Source organism: Mucispirillum schaedleri ASF457 (genome assembly GCF_000487995.2).
GTDB classification, from domain to species: domain Bacteria; phylum Chrysiogenota; class Deferribacteres; order Deferribacterales; family Mucispirillaceae; genus Mucispirillum; species Mucispirillum schaedleri.
The window spans coordinates 118377-142624 of sequence record NZ_CP097562.1 but is presented as its reverse complement, the minus strand read 5'-3'; the positions used below and the strand labels follow the sequence as shown (position 1 = coordinate 142624).

18 protein-coding genes are annotated in these 24248 nt (G+C 30.8%); 6 read left to right on the top strand and 12 right to left on the bottom strand.

Annotated elements, in window-relative coordinates; all coding sequences use genetic code 11:
• Window positions 1-61 precede the first annotated feature (61 nt).
• The gene (locus tag N508_RS00725) at window positions 62-343 is read left to right on the top strand and encodes an integration host factor subunit beta (protein WP_023276165.1); all 282 of its coding nucleotides are present in this window, start codon (window positions 62-64) and stop codon (window positions 341-343) included.
• The gene (locus N508_RS00720) at window positions 343-2112 is read left to right on the top strand and encodes a MutS-related protein (protein ID WP_023276164.1); all 1770 of its coding nucleotides are present in this window, start codon (window positions 343-345) and stop codon (window positions 2110-2112) included. Before N508_RS00725 ends, N508_RS00720 begins: the two co-directional genes overlap by 1 nt.
• Here N508_RS00720 and era read toward each other — a convergent pair.
• The 7 genes from era to N508_RS00685 form a co-directional block, all read right to left on the bottom strand.
• Window positions 2109-3005: a GTPase Era gene (gene era / locus N508_RS00715; RefSeq protein WP_023276163.1), complete on the bottom strand. Its 897-nt coding sequence runs from the start codon at window positions 3003-3005 to the stop codon at window positions 2109-2111. The genes N508_RS00720 and era overlap by 4 nt on opposite strands.
• Window positions 2998-4284, bottom strand: a complete 1287-nt coding sequence (locus tag N508_RS00710; protein ID WP_023276162.1) for a hemolysin family protein — start codon at window positions 4282-4284, stop codon at window positions 2998-3000. The genes era and N508_RS00710 overlap by 8 nt, the downstream gene beginning before the upstream one ends.
• Window positions 4285-4423: 139 nt before the next feature.
• Window positions 4424-4858 (bottom strand): rRNA maturation RNase YbeY, encoded by a 435-nt coding sequence (gene ybeY, locus N508_RS00705; protein WP_023276161.1) that lies wholly within the window; start codon window positions 4856-4858, stop codon window positions 4424-4426.
• Window positions 4859-4862: 4 nt separating this feature from the next.
• Window positions 4863-5819: a PhoH family protein gene (locus N508_RS00700; protein WP_023276160.1), complete on the bottom strand. Its 957-nt coding sequence runs from the start codon at window positions 5817-5819 to the stop codon at window positions 4863-4865.
• Window positions 5820-5822: 3 nt separating this feature from the next.
• A complete protein-coding gene (locus N508_RS00695) occupies window positions 5823-8447 on the bottom strand; it encodes a CBS domain-containing protein (protein WP_023276159.1) in 2625 nt (874 codons plus the stop codon).
• A complete protein-coding gene (xerA, locus tag N508_RS00690) occupies window positions 8444-9343 on the bottom strand; it encodes a site-specific tyrosine recombinase/integron integrase (RefSeq protein WP_023276158.1) in 900 nt (299 codons plus the stop codon). The genes N508_RS00695 and xerA overlap by 4 nt, the downstream gene beginning before the upstream one ends.
• A gap of 7 nt (window positions 9344-9350) precedes the next feature.
• A complete protein-coding gene (locus tag N508_RS00685) occupies window positions 9351-10184 on the bottom strand; it encodes a PHP domain-containing protein (protein ID WP_023276157.1) in 834 nt (277 codons plus the stop codon).
• A gap of 172 nt (window positions 10185-10356) precedes the next feature.
• On the opposite strand from N508_RS00685, the gene N508_RS00680 reads away from it, so the two are divergent.
• Genes N508_RS00680 through N508_RS00670 form a run of 3 tightly spaced genes read left to right on the top strand, consistent with a single transcriptional unit; the run spans window position 10357 to window position 14354 of the window.
• Window positions 10357-13020 carry a molybdopterin-containing oxidoreductase family protein gene (locus N508_RS00680; RefSeq protein ID WP_023276156.1) on the top strand — a complete coding sequence of 888 codons (2664 nt, stop codon included), beginning with the start codon at window positions 10357-10359 and terminating at the stop codon, window positions 13018-13020.
• Window positions 13021-13029: 9 nt separating this feature from the next.
• A complete protein-coding gene (locus tag N508_RS00675) occupies window positions 13030-13722 on the top strand; it encodes a 4Fe-4S dicluster domain-containing protein (RefSeq protein ID WP_023276155.1) in 693 nt (230 codons plus the stop codon).
• On the top strand, window positions 13722-14354 hold the full coding sequence (locus N508_RS00670) for a TorD/DmsD family molecular chaperone (protein ID WP_023276154.1): 633 nt from the start codon (window positions 13722-13724) through the stop codon (window positions 14352-14354). Before N508_RS00675 ends, N508_RS00670 begins: the two co-directional genes overlap by 1 nt.
• A gap of 107 nt (window positions 14355-14461) precedes the next feature.
• On the opposite strand, the gene N508_RS00665 is transcribed toward N508_RS00670, so the two are convergent.
• Window positions 14462-14950: a hypothetical protein gene (locus N508_RS00665; protein ID WP_023276153.1), complete on the bottom strand. Its 489-nt coding sequence runs from the start codon at window positions 14948-14950 to the stop codon at window positions 14462-14464.
• On the opposite strand from N508_RS00665, the gene N508_RS00660 reads away from it, so the two are divergent.
• Window positions 14929-16044, top strand: a complete 1116-nt coding sequence (locus N508_RS00660; RefSeq protein ID WP_143815536.1) for a hypothetical protein — start codon at window positions 14929-14931, stop codon at window positions 16042-16044. The genes N508_RS00665 and N508_RS00660 overlap by 22 nt on opposite strands.
• 219 nt (window positions 16045-16263) lie before the next feature.
• Here N508_RS00660 and carB read toward each other — a convergent pair whose 3' ends face one another.
• The 4 genes from carB to N508_RS00640 all read right to left on the bottom strand — a co-directional run bounded on the left by carB (window position 16264) and on the right by N508_RS00640 (window position 24087).
• Complete coding sequence (gene carB / locus N508_RS00655; RefSeq protein WP_023276151.1) at window positions 16264-19527, bottom strand: carbamoyl-phosphate synthase large subunit; 3264 nt, start codon at window positions 19525-19527, stop codon at window positions 16264-16266.
• A 1-nt stretch (window position 19528) separates the two neighbouring features.
• Window positions 19529-20632 (bottom strand): glutamine-hydrolyzing carbamoyl-phosphate synthase small subunit, encoded by a 1104-nt coding sequence (gene carA / locus N508_RS00650; RefSeq protein WP_023276150.1) that lies wholly within the window; start codon window positions 20630-20632, stop codon window positions 19529-19531.
• Window positions 20633-20799: 167 nt separating this feature from the next.
• A complete protein-coding gene (locus N508_RS00645) occupies window positions 20800-21738 on the bottom strand; it encodes a DDE-type integrase/transposase/recombinase (RefSeq protein WP_023275060.1) in 939 nt (312 codons plus the stop codon).
• 210 nt (window positions 21739-21948) lie between these two features.
• Complete coding sequence (locus N508_RS00640) at window positions 21949-24087, bottom strand: glutamine synthetase III family protein (protein WP_251930643.1); 2139 nt, start codon at window positions 24085-24087, stop codon at window positions 21949-21951.
• Between the last annotated feature and the right edge of the window lie 161 nt (window positions 24088-24248).

Genomic DNA, 24248 nt, shown 5'->3' with positions numbered 1-24248 from the left:
TTCTTAATCTGTCAGTTATATTTGAATTAGAAATAAAAGTAAAGTAAAATGGGGTATTATTATGACAAAATCTGAATTAATTGAAAATATTGTTGCTGAGCATCCTAATATCACTAAGAAACATATTGAATTTATTATTAATTCTGTATTTGCTTCCATTAAAGAATCTCTACAAAAAGGTGAAAAAGTAGAAATTAGAGGCTTTGGAAGTTTTAAAATAAGAGAAAAAACTTCAAAAATTGGAAGAAACCCTAAAACAGGCACAAAAGTAACTGTTCCTGATAAAAAAGTACCTTACTTTAAACCAGGTAAAGAAATAAAAGAAATACTTATTAAAAAATAATGGATAACAGAGTCTTATTATTTTATAAAAATAAACTTAATTCCTTATCAAAAGAAGTAAATAAATACAACAATATAAATAAATATACAGCAGTTGGAAAACTTGCATCATTCATTTTTGCTGTTGGACTTTTTATATTTTGGTATTTTAACAGTATATTTAATATATTATTTCTTACAATACCTTTTCTTGTATATATATTTTTAATTATTTTTGGACAGAAATATATTGACTTATATACAAAAAATAAAAACCTTTATGAACTTATTAGTGATGAAATATCTTTTTTAAATAAAAATTATGATGTTTTTCGCCCTAATATCCATTTTATAGAATATACCCATAATTATGCTTATGACTTAGATATATTTGAAAAAGGTGCCTTATATCACTCTATAAACAGATGTACAACAGCTGATGGTGAAGAATTACTACAACAACTGCTTTTAAACCCTAAGAGAAGTAGTGAAGATATAATAAAAATGCAGGATTCTGTTAAAGAAATGATGCCTTTAAGAGAAGTAAGCCATAATATATCATCTATTTCTTATAAAAACCCAGTATCTTTGGATAACTTTATTAAAACAGTAAGCAGGGATATTACTCCGCCTAAAAAAATAGCTGTAATTTATGTATATATTTCAGCATCTGCTACCATATTATCATTTATTGCATACGGGTTTGGTTTAATCCCCTCATTTATTCCTCTTGGGCTTTTTATTTATCAGTTTACCACTGCTTCATTATTTGCTAAAAAAACAAATGATGAATATTCAAAACTAAATAAAGCAAATAATGCTGCAAAAATATACCTTTTGATAAGCGAAACAATTAAAGACAATAATTTTCAATCAGAAATGCTGAAATCTATAAAAGATGATATGTGTGCAGTCAGCAGTAAAGTAAAAGAACTTCAAAAGATAAACAGTGAGTTTGACCAAAGAAACAGCGGACTTTATTATTTAATATCTAATGGGCTGTTTTTAAGAGATATTATTTTATCTTATAAAATAAATAAATGGATAAAAGAAAATATTTATAATATTCCAGTATGGAATAAGGCAGCTGCATATATTGATGTAATAAACAGTATATCAGTTTTTGGATATAATAACAGCGATTTTATTTTTCCAGTAATAAACAGCAGCACTATTATTAAAGCAGAGAATATGTCCCATCCTTTAATAGACAGCTTAAAACGAGTTGGAAATAATATTGAAATAAATAAAACTCATAAGTTTTTAATTATTACTGGTGCTAATATGGCAGGGAAAAGCACATTTATAAGAAGTATTGGTGTAAATTTAATACTTGCTTCTATGGGTGCTCCAGTGTGTGCATCATCATTTGAATTTTCAAGTGTAGATATTTTTTCAAGTATGCGGACAAGTGATAAATTAATGGACAGCTCATCTTATTTTCATGCAGAACTGCAAAGACTGAAACTATTAAAAGAAAAGGCAGAAAAAAGTGAAAAAATGCTTGTGCTGCTTGATGAAATATTAAAGGGAACAAATTCTCAAGATAAGCTTCAAGGCTCAAAACTTGTATTGTTAAAATTTATCAAACTAAATATTACAGGGATTTTAGCCACTCATGATACAGCTCTTGGAAGTTTATCTGAAGAATATATAGAAAATTTTGAAAACTACTTTTTTGACTTTGATATAGATGAAATCGGAGAGATGCATTTTGATTATAAACTTAAAAAAGGTATATCAAATAATATGAATGCATCTATCCTTTTAAAAAATGTGTTAAATGATTAAAGCCCCTGCATATCTAAATATTCTTGTCTTGCTACCCAGTTTTCTTTAACTTTAACCCAAAGATTTAATCTTACTTTTTTCTCAAAAAAAGATTCTAAATTTTTTCTGGCTGCTGTGCCTATCGTTTTAAGCATAGAGCCACTCTCTCCTATAACTATTCCTTTTTGTGATTCTCTGTTTACATAAATAATAGCATTAACTTCCATTGATTTTAGCTTATCTGAATAATCTTCCACATATACTAATGTATCATGTGGCACTTCATTACGCAGCCGCATAAATATCTGCTCTCTAATATATTCAGAAATCAAAAACTTTTCTGGCTGGGTGGTAATTAAATCTTCATCATACTGCATAATATTTTCTGGCAGTTCATCATAAAGCAAATTCATAAGTGTATCTACATTTATATTTTTAACAGCAGAAACAGGCAGAACATGTTTAAACTTACAGAGTGGGAAGATTTCTTCTGCTGTTTTATAAACCATTTCTTTTGGAGCTGTATCTATTTTTGTTATAATTAATATTTTTTCCTGTGGAGCTTCTTTTATAAGAGATACTAGGTTATTAAAATCTTTACCTCTCTTAGCGCCTGCTTCAACTAATAAACATATTACATCAACAATAGAAAGGCTGTCTACAGCCTGCTGAACTATTGCTTTATTAAGAGTATTTTTTGGTGAATGAAAGCCCGGAGTATCAACAAAAACTGCCTGATACTCTTTTGTAGTTTTTATGCCGTATATTGCATTTCTTGTAGTCTGTGGCGTATGGGATACAATAGCTATTTTTTCACCAATAATTGTATTTAATAATGTAGATTTTCCAGCATTTGGAAGCCCAGCTAAAGCAATAAGCCCTGCATGAAAAGGTTTATTTTCTTCGCTATTCATTGCCTGCTTCCTCTTGATATTCATATCTGCCGCCTAAAATTTCTACTTCCATTAAGTCTATTCTTCTATTTTCTAACCGCTTAATAATAAATTTAAAATTATTCCATATAAACTCATCTCCTATTTTTGGAACTTCACCAGCTATATCAAACACAAGACCTGCAACAGTATCATAGTCATCATCTTCATCAAATTCTTCTATATTAAAATAATCACAGAAATCATTAACACTCATTCTGCCATTTATAATATACTTATTTTCAGAGATTTGTTTAATTTCTTCACTATCTATATCGTATTCATCTAAAATATCACCAACTATTTCTTCTAAAATATCTTCCATCGTGATAATACCTGCTGTGCCGCCATATTCATCAACAACAACCGCTATATGCAGTTTATTTTTTTGGAATTCTTTAAGCATTAAGTCTATTTTTTTAGTTTCAGGCACAAATAAAGGCTTGCGTAAAAGTTTTAATAAATCTTCCATTTTGTAATCTGTTCCTTTAAGGCGTATCAAATCTTTTACATATAATATACCTATTATATTATCAAGTGAGTTTCTATAAACAGGTATTCTTGAATATTCAGTCTCTCTAATTATTTCTTTTATTTCCTCAGTAGAAATATTTTCAGGCACTGCTGTAACATCAATTCTTGGAACCATAATTTCCTTTACATCAATATCTGAAATATCAAAAATATTAGTAATCATTTCGCCTTTATCTGGCTGCAGTTTACCTTCCTTTTCACCAACATTTATTAAAAATTCCAATTCATCTTCAGAAAATTTAGGGTCTTTTTTCAAATTTTTGCCAAAAAGCTTTAAAGAAAAAGCTGTTAATATATCCGATATAAATATAACAGGAAAAAAAAGAATATAAAATTTACTTAAAATTTTAACATGCCTGGAAGAAATACTAATCACTTCATAGCGGGCAAGAGTTTTTGGTATAGTTTCTCCAAACATCAATATTAAAATAAATGCAGCAGCTGCAGAAATTAAAAGAGTATATGATGAAATATACTTGCTGATTATATCTATTATTAAAAATACATTAATTACATTAAATAATGTATTACCTAAAAATATAGTATTTAATACTTTATTTCGCTGAGTAATCCATGCAGAAAGATTGTTTTCGTCATCTTTTGTAAAAAGCTGCTTTGTTTTTACTTCACTAAGATAAGCTGCTGCTGTTTCCATTGTTGAAAAATAAGCAGATAAAAATAAAGAAATTACTAAAAATGCAATCTCCCACCAGATACTAATATCCACGGCTAAACTCCATACATAAAATTTTGTTTGCTAAAATACATGATAAAAAGAATAGAATAGTTTTGAATGAAAAAAGTAAACTTCTACAATAATAATCCATATAAAAATATCACCAATACTAAGTAATATTATATATTAACTATGAAACCGTGCCATAGTCAACAAGTTTTTTTAATATTTTTTCCTGTAATGCAAACATTTCTTCTTCATCTTCCTGACTTGTTTCATGGTCATATCCTAAAAGATGCAGTAAGCCATGTATAAAAAGAAATGCCACTTCCCTGTCTATATTTATTTCTGCTTCTTCTGACTGCCTTTTTGCAGTTTCAAAAGATATAGCAACATCTCCAAGAATAATATCATCTTCCATAGGAAAAGATAACACATCTGTTGCTCTGTCTTTATTTCTATATTCTTTATTATACTTTCTTATTGTTTCATCATCAGTTATAAGTAATGATATTTCATATTCATTACTGCTCATATCAAGCTCATTAAATACAGATTCAGCAACAAGAGTAAAAAATTCATAGCTTAAACAGCAGTTCATTTCATCAGTATATAAAATTTTCATATTATTAATCCTTTTTCATAGCTGCATCATAAGCTCTTACTATTTTTGATACAAGTGGATGACGCACAACATCTTTATCACTGAATTGTATAAATTTAATTTCTGAAATATTATTTAATACATGCATAGCTGTTATAAGTCCACTTCTTTTATCACTTGGTAAATCAATCTGAGTAACATCACCAGTAATAACAGCTTTTGAATTAAACCCAAGGCGTGTTAAAAACATTTTCATCTGTTCTTCTGTTGTGTTTTGAGCCTCATCAAGTATAACAAAAGAATCATTTAATGTTCTTCCTCTCATAAATGCAAGCGGTGCAACTTCTATAACTCCTTTTTCTATTAATTTAGTAACATAATCAATATCCATCATAGTATAAAGTGCATCATAAAGTGGTCTAAGATATGGGTTTATTTTATCAGCAATATCTCCGGGTAAAAACCCTAGTTTTTCCCCAGCTTCTACAGCAGGACGGGTTAAAATAATACGGGCAGCTTTTTTAGATAAAAACTGATTTACAGCCATTGCCATAGCAAGATAAGTTTTACCAGTTCCTGCAGGTCCTATACCAAAAATCATATCGCTTGTGCTCATAGCTTTAATATATTCTCTTTGTGATGGAGATTTTGCGGTTACAATTTTTGCCCAGCCACCTACTTTTATTTTTTCAGTTAATACACCACTTACATCAACATTATTATCTTTGTTAATCATTTTAACAGCATAAACAACATCTTCAGATGTAAGCTCTCTTTTTTCTGCAGTTTTCATTAATTCTTCAAATAATCTATATGCTTTTACAGCATTATTTTCATTTTCTGCTTCTATTGTAACATTATCGCCAAGTGCTGACAATTTAACATTCATATTATTTTCAATTACTTTAATATTGCTGTCCTGTCTGCCAAAAATATAAGGCTGAATAACAGAAGGCACTATAATTTCTTTTGTAATGCTCAAAATTTATACTCCAAATTCATTTTTTATGAATAATAATTCATCTTCTTTTGTATTAACTATACCATCTAACTTTGCTTTTAACAACACATCTAGTGCTTTTTTTATTTCAGGCCCTTTTGGTATACCTGCTTCAATTAAATCCTGCCCAGATAAATCAATTTTTACATTTTTATATTCTGTAAGATAATCTTTTATAATATCCTGCTTACTTTCCCCCATAACAGCAGCAAGAGCAAGTGCACTTTCTACTGATAAATTAGAACATACTCCATATATAAAAGAAGGTTTGTGGTCTTTATATCTTTTAAATAAACTTACAGCATACTCCATATACTTATGGTCATCTTTTAAGATAGATGCTTCTTTTGATGAAAGCTCAAATTTATCTATTAAAGATATAAAATTTTCTCCTTTTTCTGGAAAAAATAATATATTAAACCGCATTCTCCATACTTCAATATCTTCTTCAAATTGTATTTTATACCAGTTTAAAAGATGTTCTGAACGCTTAAATTTATTTATTAATTCATCATCATATTTTATTTTAGTGCTGTAAAATCTAAGCATATTATATTTATTCATTAACTGTAAAGCAAATAAATAACCATCTTCTGCTAAAATATATTTAAGCTCTAAAAACTGTCTTTGACCTATTATTCTGCTGAATAAATCAAGACTTTCGGCATGTTTTATAAGTCTGTCTGTATGGCTGCCTATCTCAAACCCAAAACGGACAGCAAACCGTATAGCTCTATATGCTCTTGACGGGTCATCAACAAAACTTAATGAGTGTAAAACTCTGATTTTTTTATCAAGAATATCTTTCTGACCCATAAAGAAATCAAGTAACAGCCCAAACTGAGCTCCGTCTAAACGAACAGCCATTGCATTTATTGTAAAATCTCTTCGGAAAAGGTCACTTTTAACTGATGATTCTACAACTTCTGGTGCAGCGGCAGGTGTTACATAATATTCTGTTCTAGCAGTTGCAAAATCTATTTTAAATCCATCATCAAAAGAAACAACAGCAGTTTTAAATTTTTTATGAACAAAAACTTTTGCATTATGTTTTTTTGCATAATTAACTGCAAATTTTGCTCCATCACCTTCTATAACAATATCTATATCATAATTATCTTTCTCCATAAGTAAATCGCGGACAAAACCACCTACTACATAAGCTTTATAATGCATTTCTTCTGCTGCTGCACCAATATTCTTTAATAATGATAATATTTTTTTATTAAGATTTTCCTGCATTTTAGATAATACATTTCTATTTTTTAATATACCCAGATTTTTTCTCTTATTTTCAGCATATTTTGACTGTAAAATCATATTTTCATGCATAAGTCTTAAAAGGTCTGTTCTTGTAATAACTCCCACAAGCCCTTTATTTGTTTCAACAGGAAGAAGTTTTTGATTTTGATAAACCATAATAGCTTCCGCTTCATAAAATAAAGTATCAGGACATACTATTTCAAACTCTGTCTGCATAATATTATTAATGCTGTCATATTCAAGACCATGTTTCACACCATGAAGAATATCTTTTCTTGAAATAATACCTATAGTTTTATTATTTTCCACAACAGGAAGATAGTTTAAATTATATTTCATAGTTAAATCCATAGCATCTTTTAATATAGAATGGCTTTGAACTGATTTAACATGAGTAGTCATAATCTCTTGAACAGATTTAACAGGTTTTACTGTTTCTCTAATAACATATTTAAGCATTTCTAATGTTTCAGCAATCATTTTATCTTTAATAATAGCACTGCCTGCAACACTATGACCACCGCCGCCAAATTGAGAAACTATACTTAAAACATTAACTCTTATATCATTGCTTCTTCCTATAAGAACAAGCCTGCCACCTGTTGAAAGCAGAATAAAAAGAGAACTTAAACCTTCTATTATCATAAGCTTATGAACAATAAAAGCTGCTTCATCTACATATTCATCTACTGTTGCACATGAATAAGCTATATCTACACCGCCTACTGTTATAATTGACAGATTTAAAAGCAGTTCATTTAAAAGCATAACCTGAATATTGCTTAACTCTCTCTGCACATAATCATTTGCCGCTGTTGTATCTGCCTTTTGTGATATTAAATATGATAAAGCTAATGCATCATTTGATGAAGTTTTACTGAAAGTGAACAGCCCTGTATCTTCATATATTCCAAGTGCTAAAAATGTAGCTTCAAGAGATGATAAAGCTATACTTTCTTCCTGCATTTTTAAACAAAATATAGAAGTTGCAGCACCTATTTCTAAAATATTTTTTTTATCTGCTGATATATCACAGCTTATACCAGCATGATGGTCATAAATAATAATTTCTTTTGCAATATCTATTAATGCTGCAAGCCTGCCAAGCCTTTGTCTTTGGTTGCAGTCTGTAATAATTAACATATCAATACTTTTTAATTCACTTAAAAGTTTATCATTATACTGCTTAATATTAATATTAAATTTACTGTCTTTAATAAAATTATATACATTATTTTCCATATTTGTACACATAGCTATATGGTCGCAGTTATATAATTTATATGCGGCATAAGCACTTGCTACTGCATCAAAATCCGGGTTAATATGAGTTATAACTATTTTCATTTTCTTGCAAATCTCGGATGAAAGTTCATTATTGTTTTTCTTTTATCATCATCAGTAACATGTGTATATATTTCTGTTGTAGAAATATTTGAGTGTCCTAAAAATATCTGCAAAGTTCTTAAATCAGCACCATTTGAAAGCATATGAGTTGCAAAAGAATGGCGTAAAGTATGGGGTGAAACATGTTTTGTAATATTATTCTGTTTACATTTTTCTTTTACAATATTCCATATATGCTGCCTTGTAAGCATATTTCCATGCTGATTTAAAAATAAATAACCACTATCTATATCCTTTATAAAATATTCCTGTCTTAAAGCAAGATAATCTTCTAAACTTTTTAATAATGATGGGTAAAGTGGCACAATTCTTTGTTTTGAGCCTTTACCTGTTACTTTTATTATACCCCTTTTAAAATCAATATCCCTGATTTTAACAGCTGTTAACTCACTTACACGCATACCTGTTGCATAAAGCGTTTCCATTATCAAATAATTTCTTTCTTTTACAGGTGTAGATAAGTCATTCCTTGATATTAATTTTTCTACTTCATCAAAATCAAGAAAATCAGGCAGTTTATGCCACTGTCTAGGTTTTGCAATAAACTCTACTGGGTTTACTTTTATCTCTTTTTCTACTATTAAAAAATCAAAATACTGACTTATGCCTGAAAGTCTGCGAAGTATAGTTTCTAATGACTGCTGATTTTTACGCATATATGACATAAAGGCAACAATATCTTCTGGTGTAATCTCTTTAATATCCTTTTTATAAAATTTATATAAAGTTTCTAAATCAGAAAGATATGATATAACAGAATTATCACTCATTCCAAGCTCAAACCGTAAAAACTGTTTAAATTCGTTATACTTATAAGGTTTAGTTTCTATATTCATATAAATATTACCTGTTATTTACTATATCATAAATTGGTTTTAATATATCATCATCTGATAAACTGCATATATCTGCACCAAGAGAAGCCACTTTCCCATTTGCTCCATGGAAATCACTCCCACATGAAATTATAAGCCCATTTTTTCTAGCAATCTCTGCAAATACATCTTTTTTATCAAAAGGGTTATGGCTTGAATATGCTTCCAAACCATCAAGCCCAAGTTTTTTATATTCTTTTACTACATCATCAAGTTTATCATTTTCAAGTTTTAATGTATAAGGATGAGCAATAATAGATATTCCACCTGCATTTTTTATTACATTTAATGCTCTATCTACTGACACCTGCTGCTTTTTAAATGCAAGGCTGCTATTATCTTTTAAATATAAATCAAACGCTTCCTGTATAGAAGTGACAATATTGTTTCTTAATAAATATTTTGCCACATGCGGTCTGCCAAGCTGAGAGTCAGGGTTATCTATTAAATCTCCTATTTTTACATTTTTTTTCACAAGTTTAGATAAAGCTGCAATCATTTTCTCATTTCTTTTTCTTCTATAATACTGCACTTCTTCTTCCATTTCCTGCAAGGTTTTATTATTTATATCTATAAAAAGCCCTACAATATGCAGCTCTCCCTTTTCTACTTCCACACTTATTTCTATACCGGGTATTCTGTTTACTATGCTTTTTTGAGCCATAAATTCACTTATTCCTGCAGTAGTATCATGGTCTGTTAAAGCAAGATGAGTAATATTTAATTTTTCAGCCATATTAATAAGCTCTTTTGGACTATATGAGCCATCAGATGCTGATGAATGGCAGTGTAAATCTATCATACTATATTCCTTATATAAATTATATAATATTATATAATATCTAGCACATAATATAACAAGTATTTTTTATCAATAATTATAAGAAATCTTTTACATTACTTACTATAAATTTATGTTTATTTTTTACAATATTTATGAAATAATAAAAGAATTACATTATGGGAGTAAAAGTATGGGAAAAAATCAAGGAAAAGAAACACTTAATATTACCCGGAGAACTCTGCTTAAAGGCAGTGCAGCTCTTATGCTTACTGCCTGCACATCTAAAAAAGCAGTAGAAGAAACAGCAGCAAAGGAAACAACAGTAGATAATATTACTGAAAATCAGCCGCTTATCCAAAATCCTGAAGCAGTATTTGATACTTCACTAAAAGTGGTTAATACTCACCACAGAATACACTGCCACGGATCATGTATGTTAAAAGCATATGTAAAAAACGGCAGGCTTGTAAACCTTACATCTATGGGTGATATTCCTAGAGAAAATTCAAAAGAAAAAGATGAAGATTTATTTATGCGTCAACGCAGAGCATGCCCTAGAGGTCTTTCTGAAAAGAAACGCTTGTATGCTCCAAATAGAATAAAATATCCTATGAAGCAGACAAAAGAAAGAGGCGATATAACAGGGTTTGTCCGCATAAGCTGGGAAGAAGCTGCTAAAACAGTAGCATCTTACTTAAAAGAAATGCAGGAAAGACAAAAAGAGCTTGGATATCTTCCTATTTTTGCAACTGGTAACTCTCCTGCAAAATATTTAGGCACAACTCTTGATATATACGGCCACCACTCTGCAGGAAACCAAATGGATGCAATGTATGCCGCTCTTGGACCAAAAGTTCAAGGTAATCCTGCTATTGATATATTAAACTCTAAATTAATAATCATATGGTCTACAGATACTAGAACTACACAACCACACTTAACATTCTTTTTAACTAAAGCAAAAGAAGCAGGTATACCTATTGTTGTAGTAGACAGCAGATTTACAGATACAGCTGCAACTTACAGCACAGGTATTGGTAAAGTTCCAGGGTTTATTGCTGTAAGACCGGGAACAGACAGTGCAATGCTTGCTGCTATGGCTTATGTTCTTTATAAGAAAAAACTTTATAATGAAAAATTTTTAAAAGAATATACTTTTGGATTTTTTCCAAATGATACAGTTACAAGCAACTCTAATATAGAAAATCCTGTTACAAAAACATTATATAAAGGTCAGACTTTTACAGTGCCAGCAGGAGAATCTTTTGCAGAATATCTTGAAAGCCTTGAAAAACAGTATAAAGATTATAAAGGGGTGCTTAACTGGGCAGCATCATTAACAGGCACAACTGCAGAAATAATTGAAAACCTTGCATTAGAATATTGTAAAGCATCAGCAGCAGCATTTTTCTGTGGCTGGACTACAGGCGGTGCACAAAGAACTAATAATGGATTATATTATTCATGGTTTTTAATAGCGCTTGCTGCAATGACTGGAAATATTTCAAGACGAGGTGGCGGCTTTGGTATGATTGCACCAAGTGATGGTTATAAAATTAAAATAGGCTCTAACCCGCCACTAACTGATGCTAAAAAATACGGCTCTATTAAATTTTCTATTTTTTCACTTCCAGAAGTTATTTTAACAGGCAGAGATGCAAGAACTGCAGAGCAGCTTAGAGATGATGTAAAATTATTAAACAATATTGATTTAGGCAACGACCCAAGGCTTCATATAGAAATGGTTATTAAAGGCGAAGGCTCTGGCGATTTCTTTACTCAAAAAGCAAATATTAACAGAAAAATAGAAGCATTTAAAAAAGTGAAATATGTTGTATGTTATGAACAGCAAATGAGTACTACTGCAAAATATTCTGATATTATACTTCCTGCTGCTATGAATTTAGAGCAGACATTCTTTACTTATGGTCAGATGAATTGTGAGCTTGATGTGGCACATAAAGTTTCAGAACCACTTTATGACTGTAAACTTGATAGAGAAATAACAAGGCTTATTTGTAAAGAGCTTGGTATTGAACTTAAAAACTATACTGATGAAGAAATAATGAAAGCTCAATGGGAAAAAGCAGAGTTTCCAAAAGGATATGCAGAGATAAATCCAAAAAGAACTATGCCTGATTTTGATACAATAATGCAAATGGGTGAATACCAGCTGCCTACTCCACTTGATAAAACTTATATTGATACTATGAACTATAAACCAGGAGAATTTCCAACTGATACTGGCAGAATAAACTTTTATTCTCCATATATGGCTATGAGACAAAGAGCACAGCACCCAGTTTACGGTCCTAGATATATACCTTCAAAAGAAGGATATGAAACAATCCAGAAAAAAGAAAAAAGCCGTAAAGGCGTTGCTTATGGTTTACAGTTTATAACTCCACATGTTATTCACAGAGCACACTCTACTTTTGATACTGTTCCTTTACTGCAAGATACATACGATAACTATGTAGAAATATCTGATGCAGATGCAAAAACAAGAGGAATAAAAACAGGAAATATTGTTTATGTTTATAATGATTATGGATGTATAAAACTTCCTGCACTTGTAAGCTCACGCCCTATGCCTGGTGTTATTGTTATTAATGAAGGAAGAATATATAACCCAAGCAGCGAAGAAACATATACAGCTTATTTTGATGTTACTGGAAAAGGTGAATATAAAGAAATAGTTACACCTGTTGATTTAGGTGCATGTGTATCTACCCTTACTGTTGATATGGAATCTGGTGCAGGTGACCCAGTTACTCATCAGTTTACAAATAAATCAGGTGGATTTGCTGCCAGTGGTAACTTATGTGAAATAAGCATTAAAAAACCAAATTAGGAGAATATTATGAAACAATGGGGTTTTTATTTTGATGAAACAAGATGTGTTGGCTGCAAAGCCTGCATGATTGCCTGCAAAGAAAATAATGAAGAATTAAGGGGTGATATTAATATTCACCAATATAATATTAATACAGATTATACAAAAGATAATAAAGTAAACATTCCATCTATAGATGAATGCAGCAAATATTATATGAAAGAAAACTGGCGGAGGGTATCGCAGACAATAGAAGGCACTTTTCCAGCATTAAAAATGACAAATCTTTCAATATCCTGCAACCACTGCATAAATCCTGCATGTATTCCTGCATGCCCTGTTGAAGCTATCAGTAAAGACAGTGAATATGGTATTGTGCAGTCTGATAGAAGTATATGTATATCTTGTGGCAGCTGCGAAGCAGAATGTCCTTGGGAAGCACCACAATATTATGATAAAAACTATGCAGATTATGCAGAAGAAGACCCTGCAAGACCGCGTATGACTAAATGCAACTTATGTATAGGCAGAATAAAAGAAGGCTTAAAACCAGCATGTGTTGCTGTATGCCCTGCTAGAGCATTAGATGCAGGACCAATTGAAGAACTGAAAATCAAATATAAAGATGCAGTTACTTCTACAGCTAATTTTAATAATATAGAAAAAATCAAGCTGCATAAACCAAACCTGTTATTAACAGCTAAATATGCAACAAAATAATGGAAAAAGAGTTATATATAAGACGGCATAGAGACTATGCCGTCTTTTCAAAAATATTTGCAGGTCCAGTTGATAGTGATACAAAACAGGTTATTATAAATTTGTTTAATAATCTTATTATATTTGCCAGACATATGCAGGATGAAAGTTTAAAAAACAGTCTTGAATTTGTTATAGATTTTTTACAAAAAAATAATGAAGAAGAACTAAATAGAATATATACTTCTCTATTTGTTTCTGGGGGATATGGAAAAATACTATGCCCTGTTGAATCTTTCTATCTTGATAATACTGGACAAATTATGGGAGAAAAAAGAGATGCAGTCTTTGAAATATATGTAAAAAATAAATTAAGCCTTGTAAAAACATTTAAAGAACAGGAAGACCATATTGCTGCAGAACTTTCTTATATTTCTATAAAAAATAAAGAAATATTAGAAGATAATTATATTCAGCAGTTACTTGATAATAACATTAATGAGCAGTATATTTTTATAAAAAACCATCTACTGCCTCTCATTCATTATTTCATTCTAGATTTAAAAAAATATGATAAAAGTATGCTTTATTTTGAAACTGCATGTATTATAAAAAAATATTTAGAGTATGACTTTATTAAAAGTTATGGATAATATTTATTTTATTTTTTTTACTATTACACCAGTTACAAGGGGTTTTTCAAGTATACTTTGAGAATATACTTTTGTTTCATATTTTAAATTATTAGGTCTTAAAAATATTACATCATCTTTTTAAGACAGTATCTTATATGCATTGCATTATTTTTATCATTAAGAAATGTAATATAAGGCATATTCATATCAAGGTTATTAATAACAGGCTTAATATATGATACTGGTGCTGCAAGAAAAATATCACCATTATTAATTAATGGTGCCATACTGTCATCTGCTGCTTCTATTAAAAACGGTAAATCATATATATTTTTTAATAATGCATCACATTTTTCATATCTGTATGGGTTTATCTCCCCTGATTTATATACTGGAATATTTATATATATGTCTTTTGTTTTATTATCCATTTCTCCATACTTTACATGTAAATTCTTGTTATATAAAAAACTACCTGCACTATCTGCAAGTCCTAAAAGATAATCTGTTGTAGTGCCTAAAATAATACTTAAATTAATTATTAATGAATATGGTGTTTCTATTTTTTCAGAAATATAATGGTTTAATCTAAATGATGATTGACACAGTCTCATATAAAAGATTTATCAATGAGCTAAATGTTAGAAATGTAATAGGTTCAACAGTGTTAAAATTAAAATCTGAAAATGGCGGGAAATCACCTGTTATTATTTATGATAGTCAAGGGATAAATAATTTCCATGATAAACAGCATCTTCAATTAAGTCTTGAGGGTAAAAATGGCTTAAATGGCACAATATATACATTTAATACATTAGAAGAATTATCTAAATATTTTGTACTTGATTATAATAAAGTAAAAGATGCTGCTGACAGTTATAATAAATTAATGGCTTTTGGTAAAGATACAGAATTTAATAAAGATGTGGATGCTATGATTGGAGCTCAAGAGCCTACTCTTTTAACAAGTGCTAAAAATATTTTAGGTATTCGCCATTTTTATGCTGGTTATCAATTTAATAATAATGGCTCATTAGTAACTGGTAAAATGGATGCACCATCAGTATTATCAGCATTTTTCAGTGAAATATTAGACCTTGATGGTGGTGGTAATGGGTTTGGTGGTATAGGCACAGGCATTAGAAGATTTCAGATACAGTATAGAACACCTTTTGGACTTGATTTTGCTCTTATTGAATATGATTTAGTATATGGCAGGCAAACAGTTGCTAAAGCTGAATATATACCAAGAGTTGCAGTATCATATACATATAAAAAAGACGGCTTATATGCAAAAATTGCAGGAACTTATGGTATATTAAATGGTGAATTAGTTGATATAAAATCCGCAAATACCAATTCTTCTTACGGCACTGTTCATGCTTTTCATATAGGCGGTGCAGTTAAAAAAATAATAGGAAATTTTCATTTTGCTGTATTAGCATCTTATGGTATGAATGCAGACCTTTATAATGAGCAGAAAACTGTATATTCAAATGGTGGTTATCTGCACCAAAAATTAAATTCTATGACTATTGGTAGTATTACATATAACGGTATAGATTCCTATATTGTAGATGAAAATGGTAAAATAAGTAATGTAACAAGGGTATCTGCTTATGCAGAATTTGGATATAAAATAGTTCCATCATTTTCATTAATTGCTGGTGGTGGTTATCAATATACAAAAAATGATTCTGCTGAGTAAAACAATTTAGATATACACAGCTACTCAGTATTTATAAAGGCACCATTCACATTAAGTAAAAACTTTTCAATTATCACTCAAGCTGGTTGGTATGATACAATTGGCATTGTAGATAATAATAGTGAAAATTTAGGATCTTTTATACTTATTACCCAGTTAAGAGCAACATTTTAAAAAAATATATAAAAAGGGGCAGTTTTAATTCTGCCCCTAAAAATATTAATTATTTTTTAATTTAATTTTTCTATGATATTCCTGTAAAGAGTATACTTCAAATCTGCCAAAATCTGCCTTTTCTTTTAAACCGTCACAAGCAGCTGCAATGCCTGAAAAAGTAGATGTCATAGGCACACCTTTTAATAATGCAATAGAGCGTGTTTTAATTTCATCAGTAATTGCATCTTCCCCATCTTCTCTTGTCATTATAATCCACTGAATTTTATTTTCATTTAAAAGGTCTACAAGGTTTGGACGCCCTTTTGATATTTTAAATATTGCATTTGATTTAATATTATTATCATAAAGCATAGTAGAAGTGCCTTCTGTTGCATAAATATTAAACCCAAGCTCTGCTAAATCTTTTAAATAAGGCACAGCCCTTTCTTTATCTTTATTATTAAGGGATACAAAAATATTGCCACTTTCTGGAAGTTTGCCACCTGCAGCTATTTGAGATTTAAGATATGCAAGCCCTTTGCTTGTATCCATACCCATAACTTCACCAGTAGAGTGCATTTCTGGGCTTAAAAAAATATCTGCCCCTATAAATTTAGAAAATGGAAATACTGCTTCTTTCACTGTTGTATATGGTGGGATAATTTCTTCAGTAAAGCCAATTTGTGACAATGTTTCTCCAAGCATACATCTAACTGCATATTTAACTAAGGGTTCACCAATAGATTTGCTTACAAAAGGTGCAGTTCTTGATGCTCTAGGGTTTGCCTCAATAATATATACATGATTATTATGCACTGCATATTGTATATTCATTAGACCGCATACATTTAATTCTTTTGCTAATGCAAATGTATGGCTTCTGATAGTATCAAGTATTTCTTTGCTTAATGTCATTGTAGGAATAACAGCAGCAGAATCTCCTGAATGAATACCAGCTGGCTCCACATGTTCCATAATACTACCAATAACAGTAGTTTTTCCGTCTGATATACAGTCTACATCAACTTCCACTGCATCATTTAAGAATTTATCTATCAATATAGGATTATCATTAGAAAGCTGCACTGCATATTTTATATATTTTTCAAGGGTTTCACGAGTATAAGCTATAACCATACCTCTGCCACCTAAAACAAATGATGGACGCACAAGAACTGGATAACCTATTCTTTCAGCAATATCTAATGCTTCCTGCTCTTTATAAGCAATACCATTTTCCGGCTGTTTTATATTAAGCTTATTAATAAGTTTTTGAAATCTGTCCCTGTCTTCTGCAAATTCTATACTGTCTGGATTAGTTCCAATAATATTTACACCACAGTTTTCAAGCTCTCTTGCAAGGTTTAAAGGTGTTTGACCACCAAACTGCACTATAACACCAGCACATTTTTCTCTTTCATAAATATGCAGAACATCTTCAATAGTTAAAGGCTCAAAATAAAGTTTATCACTAATATCATAATCTGTTGAAACTGTTTCTGGGTTAGAGTTTACCATAATACAATCATACCCTGAGGCTTTTAAAGCAAATGAAGCATGAACACAGCAGTAATCAAATTCTATACCCTGACCAATCCTGTTTGGACCGCCCCCTAATACCATAATAGATTCTCTACTATTTTCAAGCCGTGCAGGCTCAGAATATTCACTGTAAGATGAATAATAATATGGAGTTTTTGCATAAAATTCACCAGCACATGTATCAACTGCTGCATAACCTGGTGCAATATTTATTTCTTTTCTTTTATCTCTAACAGCCTTTTCTGTTACATTTAATAAAAATGCAATTTGTTTATCAGAAAATCCAAACTCTTTAGTTTGAATAAAAAGCTCTTTATCTTTTGATAAACCATCTAAACTACCAGCTGATTTTATTTCATCTTCAAAAGCTGTTATTTCCTGTAAATGCCTTAAAAAATATTTATCTATTTTAGAATATTCATATACAGTATCAACAGAATAACCTTTTTTAAATGCTGCCCTTACTGCAAATACTCTGTCTGCTTTAGGCACTTGCAGTGCAATATTTAATTCTTCATCTGTCATATTTTCATAAACATCATCTTTGCCATCTGCACCAAAACCACTTCTGCCTATTTCAAGTGAACGAAGTGCTTTTTGGAATGACTGTTTAAAAGTCTTCCCAATAGCCATTGCCTCCCCAACTGATTTCATTTGAGTGCCAAGAGTGGAATCTGCATTTTGAAATTTTTCAAAGGTAAATCGTGGGATTTTTGTAACTATATAGTCAAGAGCAGGCTCAAAACAAGCTGGTGTTTCACCTGTTATATCATTAATTAATTCATCAAGAGTATAGCCAACTGCCAGTAATGCTGCAATTTTTGCAATAGGAAAACCTGTTGCTTTTGAAGCAAGTGCAGAAGAGCGTGATACCCTAGGGTTCATTTCAATAATAATTCTTCTGCCATCTTTTGGATTTACTGCCCATTGAACATTTGCTCCGCCAGTTTCCACACCTATTGCCTGCATAACTCGCAAACTGTCATCACGCATTGCCTGATATTCTCTATCAGTTAATGTTTGGATAGGTGCAACAGTAATAGAGTCTCCAGTATGCACTCCCATTGGGTCAAAGTTTTCAATAGAGCATACTATGACTGAATTATTTTTTTTATCTCTCATCACTTCCATTTCATATTCTTTCCAGCCAAGAAGTGATTCTTCAATTAAAACTTCACTGTTTCGGCTTTCAAAAAGACCACGGGTTACTATTTGCTGAAATTCTTCTTTATTATGAGCAATACCGCCGCCTGTTCCTCCAAGAGTAAAGCCCGGGCGTATAATTAAAGGCCATGTACCAATAACTTCAGCAACCGCAGCAGCTTCCTGCATAGTATGTGCTGAGCCTGATCGTGGTAAATCAAGCCCAATTTCTCTCATAGTCTTTTTAAAAAGCTGCCTGTCCTCTGCTTTATTAATACTTTTAACAGAAGCTCCAATCATTTCTACGCCATATCTTTTTAATATACCTTTATCATAAAGCTCTACAGCTAAATTTAATGCAGTCTGTCCTCCAAGAGTAGGAAGAATAGCATCTGGTCTTTCTCTTCTTATTATTTCATGCAAAATATCTGCTGATAATGGCTCAATATATGTTCTATCTGCAAATTCAGGGTCTGTCATAATAGTAGCAGGATTTGAATTTACAAGCACTATTTCATAACCTTCATTTTTTAAAGCCTTACATGCCTGCACTCCAGAATAGTCAAACTCACAGCCCTGCCCTATTACAATAGGTCCTGCACCTATAATCATTATTTTTTTAATATCATTTCTTTTAGGCATCTTAACACTCCATCATTTTTCTAAAAGTTTCAAAAAGATAAAGTGAATCGTTTGGTCCAGGTGCAGCTTCAGGATGATACTGGACACTGAAAAATGGCTCTGTTTTATGTCTGATACCTTCTAATGTATTATCGTTCATATTTATATGAGTTATTTCTAAGCATGATGGTATATTTTTAATATCAAGGGCAAAGTTATGGTTTTGTGATGTTATTTCTACCTGATTAGTTATTAAATTTTTTACAGGATGGTTAAGACCATGGTGCCCAAATTTTAACCTGTAACATGAGCATCCTGCAGAAATTCCCATAATCTGATGCCCTAAACATATACCCATTAAAGGCACTTTTCCTGTAAAATATTTTGCTGCATTTATTGCATAATAAAGAGATGATGGATCAGCTGGTCCGTTTGATAAAAACACACCATCTGGTTTCATTTCCATAACTTTTACAGGGTCATATCCAGCTGGCACACAAGTAATCTGCATATCATGAGCTGCAAGACTTCTTAATATATTATATTTTATACCAAAATCATAAGCCACAACTTTATATGTGCCTTCGTTATTCCATTTAAACACTTCACCAGCTGTAACACGATTTGCATAATCCTGATTATCAAGCCCTTCCCATGCTTTAGCTTTTGCAACTGCTTCTTCAATTGAAATATTTTCATCACTGCAATGTAAAAAACCTTTTAAAGAGCCCTGCTCCCTAAGCATTAATGTAAGTCTTCTTACATCTATTCCTGTAATAGCTGGAATATTATGTTGTTTTAACATATCCTGTAAACTTATTTGAGATGAATAGTTAGATGGTTCATTTATATTACAAACTATAAGCCCGTTTAAAAAAAGACTGCGTGATTCTAAAAACTTTAAATCAATACCATAATTACCTATTTCTGGAGCAGTAAGCGAAACAAACTGACCTGCATAAGATGGGTCACTTATGATACCTTCATACCCACTCATTCCTGTATTAAAAACTGTCTCCCCAAGTTTATCAACACAGGCACCAAAAGAACAACCCTTAAATACTTCTCCATTTTCAAGGGCAAGAAAAGCTTTTTTTAAGCGTTTCTCTTTCCAATTAAAACTCATATAATATTACCCCATATTTATTTTATAGTTTTATCTAAAAACAGGCAAAACTTGAATATATTATAGATATACATATTTACTGTCAATAAATAATTTTTATTATTTCTAAAATGGATTCTTAACTAACAGGACAAATGTTACACTTTTAGTAAAAAATAAATCTTAACTTAATATAAATCAAGCAATAATTTATTTTCAATAACAATCTCATATGGAGATTTAAAATTTAAGCATGTTTTAGCAGTATTATTATATCTATCTTCATGCTGTTTAAGAGCCTTAATTAATTCATCTTTGGAATAGAATTTATTATTTGCATATAAAATTTTTCCATCCTCTCTATGACTTCTTTCCACCTTTCCATTCTGCCAAGGTGAATAAGGTCTTATTCGTTTAATAGTATATCCTTTCTTTTCAGCTGTCTCTTCAAAATAGCTTTTCTTGTTTGTAACTTCCTTATCATTTACAAACTCATAGCCATTATCCACTTGAATTGTTTTTAGTGGAAAGCCAAATTTACTTTCCAGTTCGTCTAAAAACTTACCTGTTTCAAATGTGCTTTTTTCTTCTACTATTTCTAATACTCTCATTCTGCTGTATTCATCTATCGCTGTTATCTGATAATATTTTTTACCATAGCTGGAAAACATTATACATTCCTGTGGAACATATTTTATATCTATCTGAACCTTGTCGCCTATATACTGACCTGTTATTGGTTCATATCTTGTATAGCTCTTTTTTGACTTGTTTAATGACTTTAAGCCTTTCTTCCTTATCTGCATACACATACTGCCAAAACTACGATTATAACCAATTTCTAGAAGTCTGACATATACCTCCGCATTACCATACAAACCATGCTCGGCATATGTGTTAAATATTAAATCAAGCTCTTCTTTACTATGCTTATTTGGACTGGTTCTTGGTCTACGACTTTTAAAAGATAAACTCTGAACTGTTCCATCATATTTCTTTAAATGCCTGTATACAAACATACGGTTCACTTGATATTTGCGGGCTGCTTTCGTTGCTCCTTTTTTTAATGCATACTCACATAACCGTTGACGAAATCGCATTTCTTCTGTTATTATCACTTTATTCATTGTGATACCTCTTAGTTTAGTTTAGTTTTTTGCTTAATTTTATACTATATACTAAGAGGTATTTTTTTATACTTATTTTTGTAACATATGTCTCATAATCTTACATAATTTTTATTATTTCTAAAATGGATTAATTATAAAAACTTCCCTTATCCTTAAATATTTAAGGATAAGGAAAATTATAATCTACTAAAAGATAAATGACTTAATTTATTTTATAAAAAGCATTTCTCTGTATTTAGGAAGCGGCCATAAAGTATCTGATACTATTTTTTCTAATCTATCAACAACTTCTCTTAATTCTGCCATTGCTTCAAGTATTTCTTCATGAAGTCCTGTAACAGCTTTTTCCATTTTTTCAGTTTTTTCTGTTAAATCTTCAAGACCTTTACCTAAAAGCTCTACATTTCTTTTTAATGCATCAACACCAACAGTAATTCCTGCATCAGTTGCAGATTTTACAGCAGAAAGCTCTGTTTTAAATTCTTCTATTACAGCAGGTAAAATATTATTACGAACTATATTCAATGCTACTTCGCCTTCAATTCGTATTTTACGGTGATATTCTTCCAAAAATACTTCAAACCTTGATTGAAGTTCTTTTTTTGAATAAACTCCATACTTACCAAAAAGATTAATATTTTTATCATTTACTAAACTGCGAAGTGCATCCATTGTATTAACAGCATTTGGAAGTCCCCTGCGTGCTGCTTCATCTTTCCATTCATCTGTATATCCATCGCCGTTAAAGATAACTCTTTTATGTGTTTTAATAATATCTTTTAACACTTTTTGAAGTGCATTATTAAATGCTTCTTCATTACCTATATGGCTTTCAAGCTGTTCAGAAATATAATCAAAAGAATCTGCCACAATAGTATTTAATACTGTCATTAGACCAGAACATGACTGGCTTGAGCCTGGTGCCCTAAATTCAAATTTATTGCCAGTAAATGCAAAAGGACTTGTTCTATTCCTGTCAGTTGCATCTTTTGGTAAATTTGGAAGAGTATCTACACCTATCTGCATAACTCCTGCTTTATGTTTAGAATTATTTTCTCCCTTTTCTATATTCTCAATTACTTCATTAAGCTGGTCTCCAAGATAAATAGAAATAATAGCAGGTGGTGCTTCATTTGCTCCAAGTCTGTGGTCATTTCCTGCATGGGCAACTGTAGCTCTCAGCATATCAGCATGAGAATCAACAGCTCTAATAATACCAGATAATACAGTTAAAAATACAGCATTCTGCTGAGGGTTATTACCAGGATTTAAAAGATTAATATCCCCATAATTTATAGACCAATTATTATGTTTACCACTGCCATTTACTCCTGCAAATGGTTTTTCATGTAAAAGACAAACAAATCCATGCCTGTCTGCTATAAGACGAAGTGTATCCATAATAAGCATATTATGGTCAACTGCTAAATTTAAATCTTCAAACATTGGTGCAAGTTCAAACTGTCCAGGAGCAACTTCATTATGACGGGTTTTTGCAGGAACTCCTAATCTCCATAATTCATGTTCAACTTCATTCATAAAATAAAGCACTCTTTGATGTATTGAGCCAAAATAATGGTCTTCTAATTGTTGATGTTTTGGCGGTGTTGCACCAAACAATGTTCTGCCAGTCTGCAAAAGGTCTGATCTGTGTAAATAAAATCTTTTATCTATTAAAAAATATTCCTGTTCAGCACCAAGAGTTATTGTAACTTTTTCTTCTTTTAAACCAAAACATTTCATAAGCCTTTGAGTAGATAATGAAAGACACTGAATAGAGCGTAAAAGTGGTGTTTTTTTATCAAGAGCTTCCCCAGTATATGAACAAAAAGCTGTTGGGATACATAAAGTAGCACCATTTGTATGGCGTTTAATAAATGCTGGGCTTGTAGGGTCCCATGCAGTGTATCCTCTTGCTTCAAATGTTCTGCGTAAACCACCTGATGGGAAAGATGAAGCATCAGGCTCACCAACAATTAAATTTTTAGCAGAAAATGCAAATATAGCATTTTCACCTTCTATGTCTAAAAAAGAATCATGCTTTTCAGCAGTTGAGCCAGTTAAAGGCTGAAACCAGTGTGTAAAATGAGTTGCACCTCTTTCTATCGCCCACTGTTTCATACCATGAGCAACATCAGCTGCTATTTCTGGGTCAAGCAGTGCTCTATTATTAATAGTATTTAATAGCTTTTCTGCTGATTTTTTTGGTAAATATTCTCTAATAGCTTTTGCATTAAAAACATCTTCACCATAATGTTCTAATGTTGCTTTTTCTGCTTTTGCATATTCCTTTGCTTTATTTTCTGCAATAGCATTAATAGTCAAGTATCGTTTTGAAAAACTCATACTGCCTCCTTAAATTTCATTATATATTAATTTTTATCTTTTTTATTTCACTGCATAATTAATGCAATCTAAGTGCCAAAAATTTTTACATTTCAGATAATACATAAAACTTCTTTATTTTAAAAGAAAAAATAATAAATTTTAAATATTTCTCTATAATT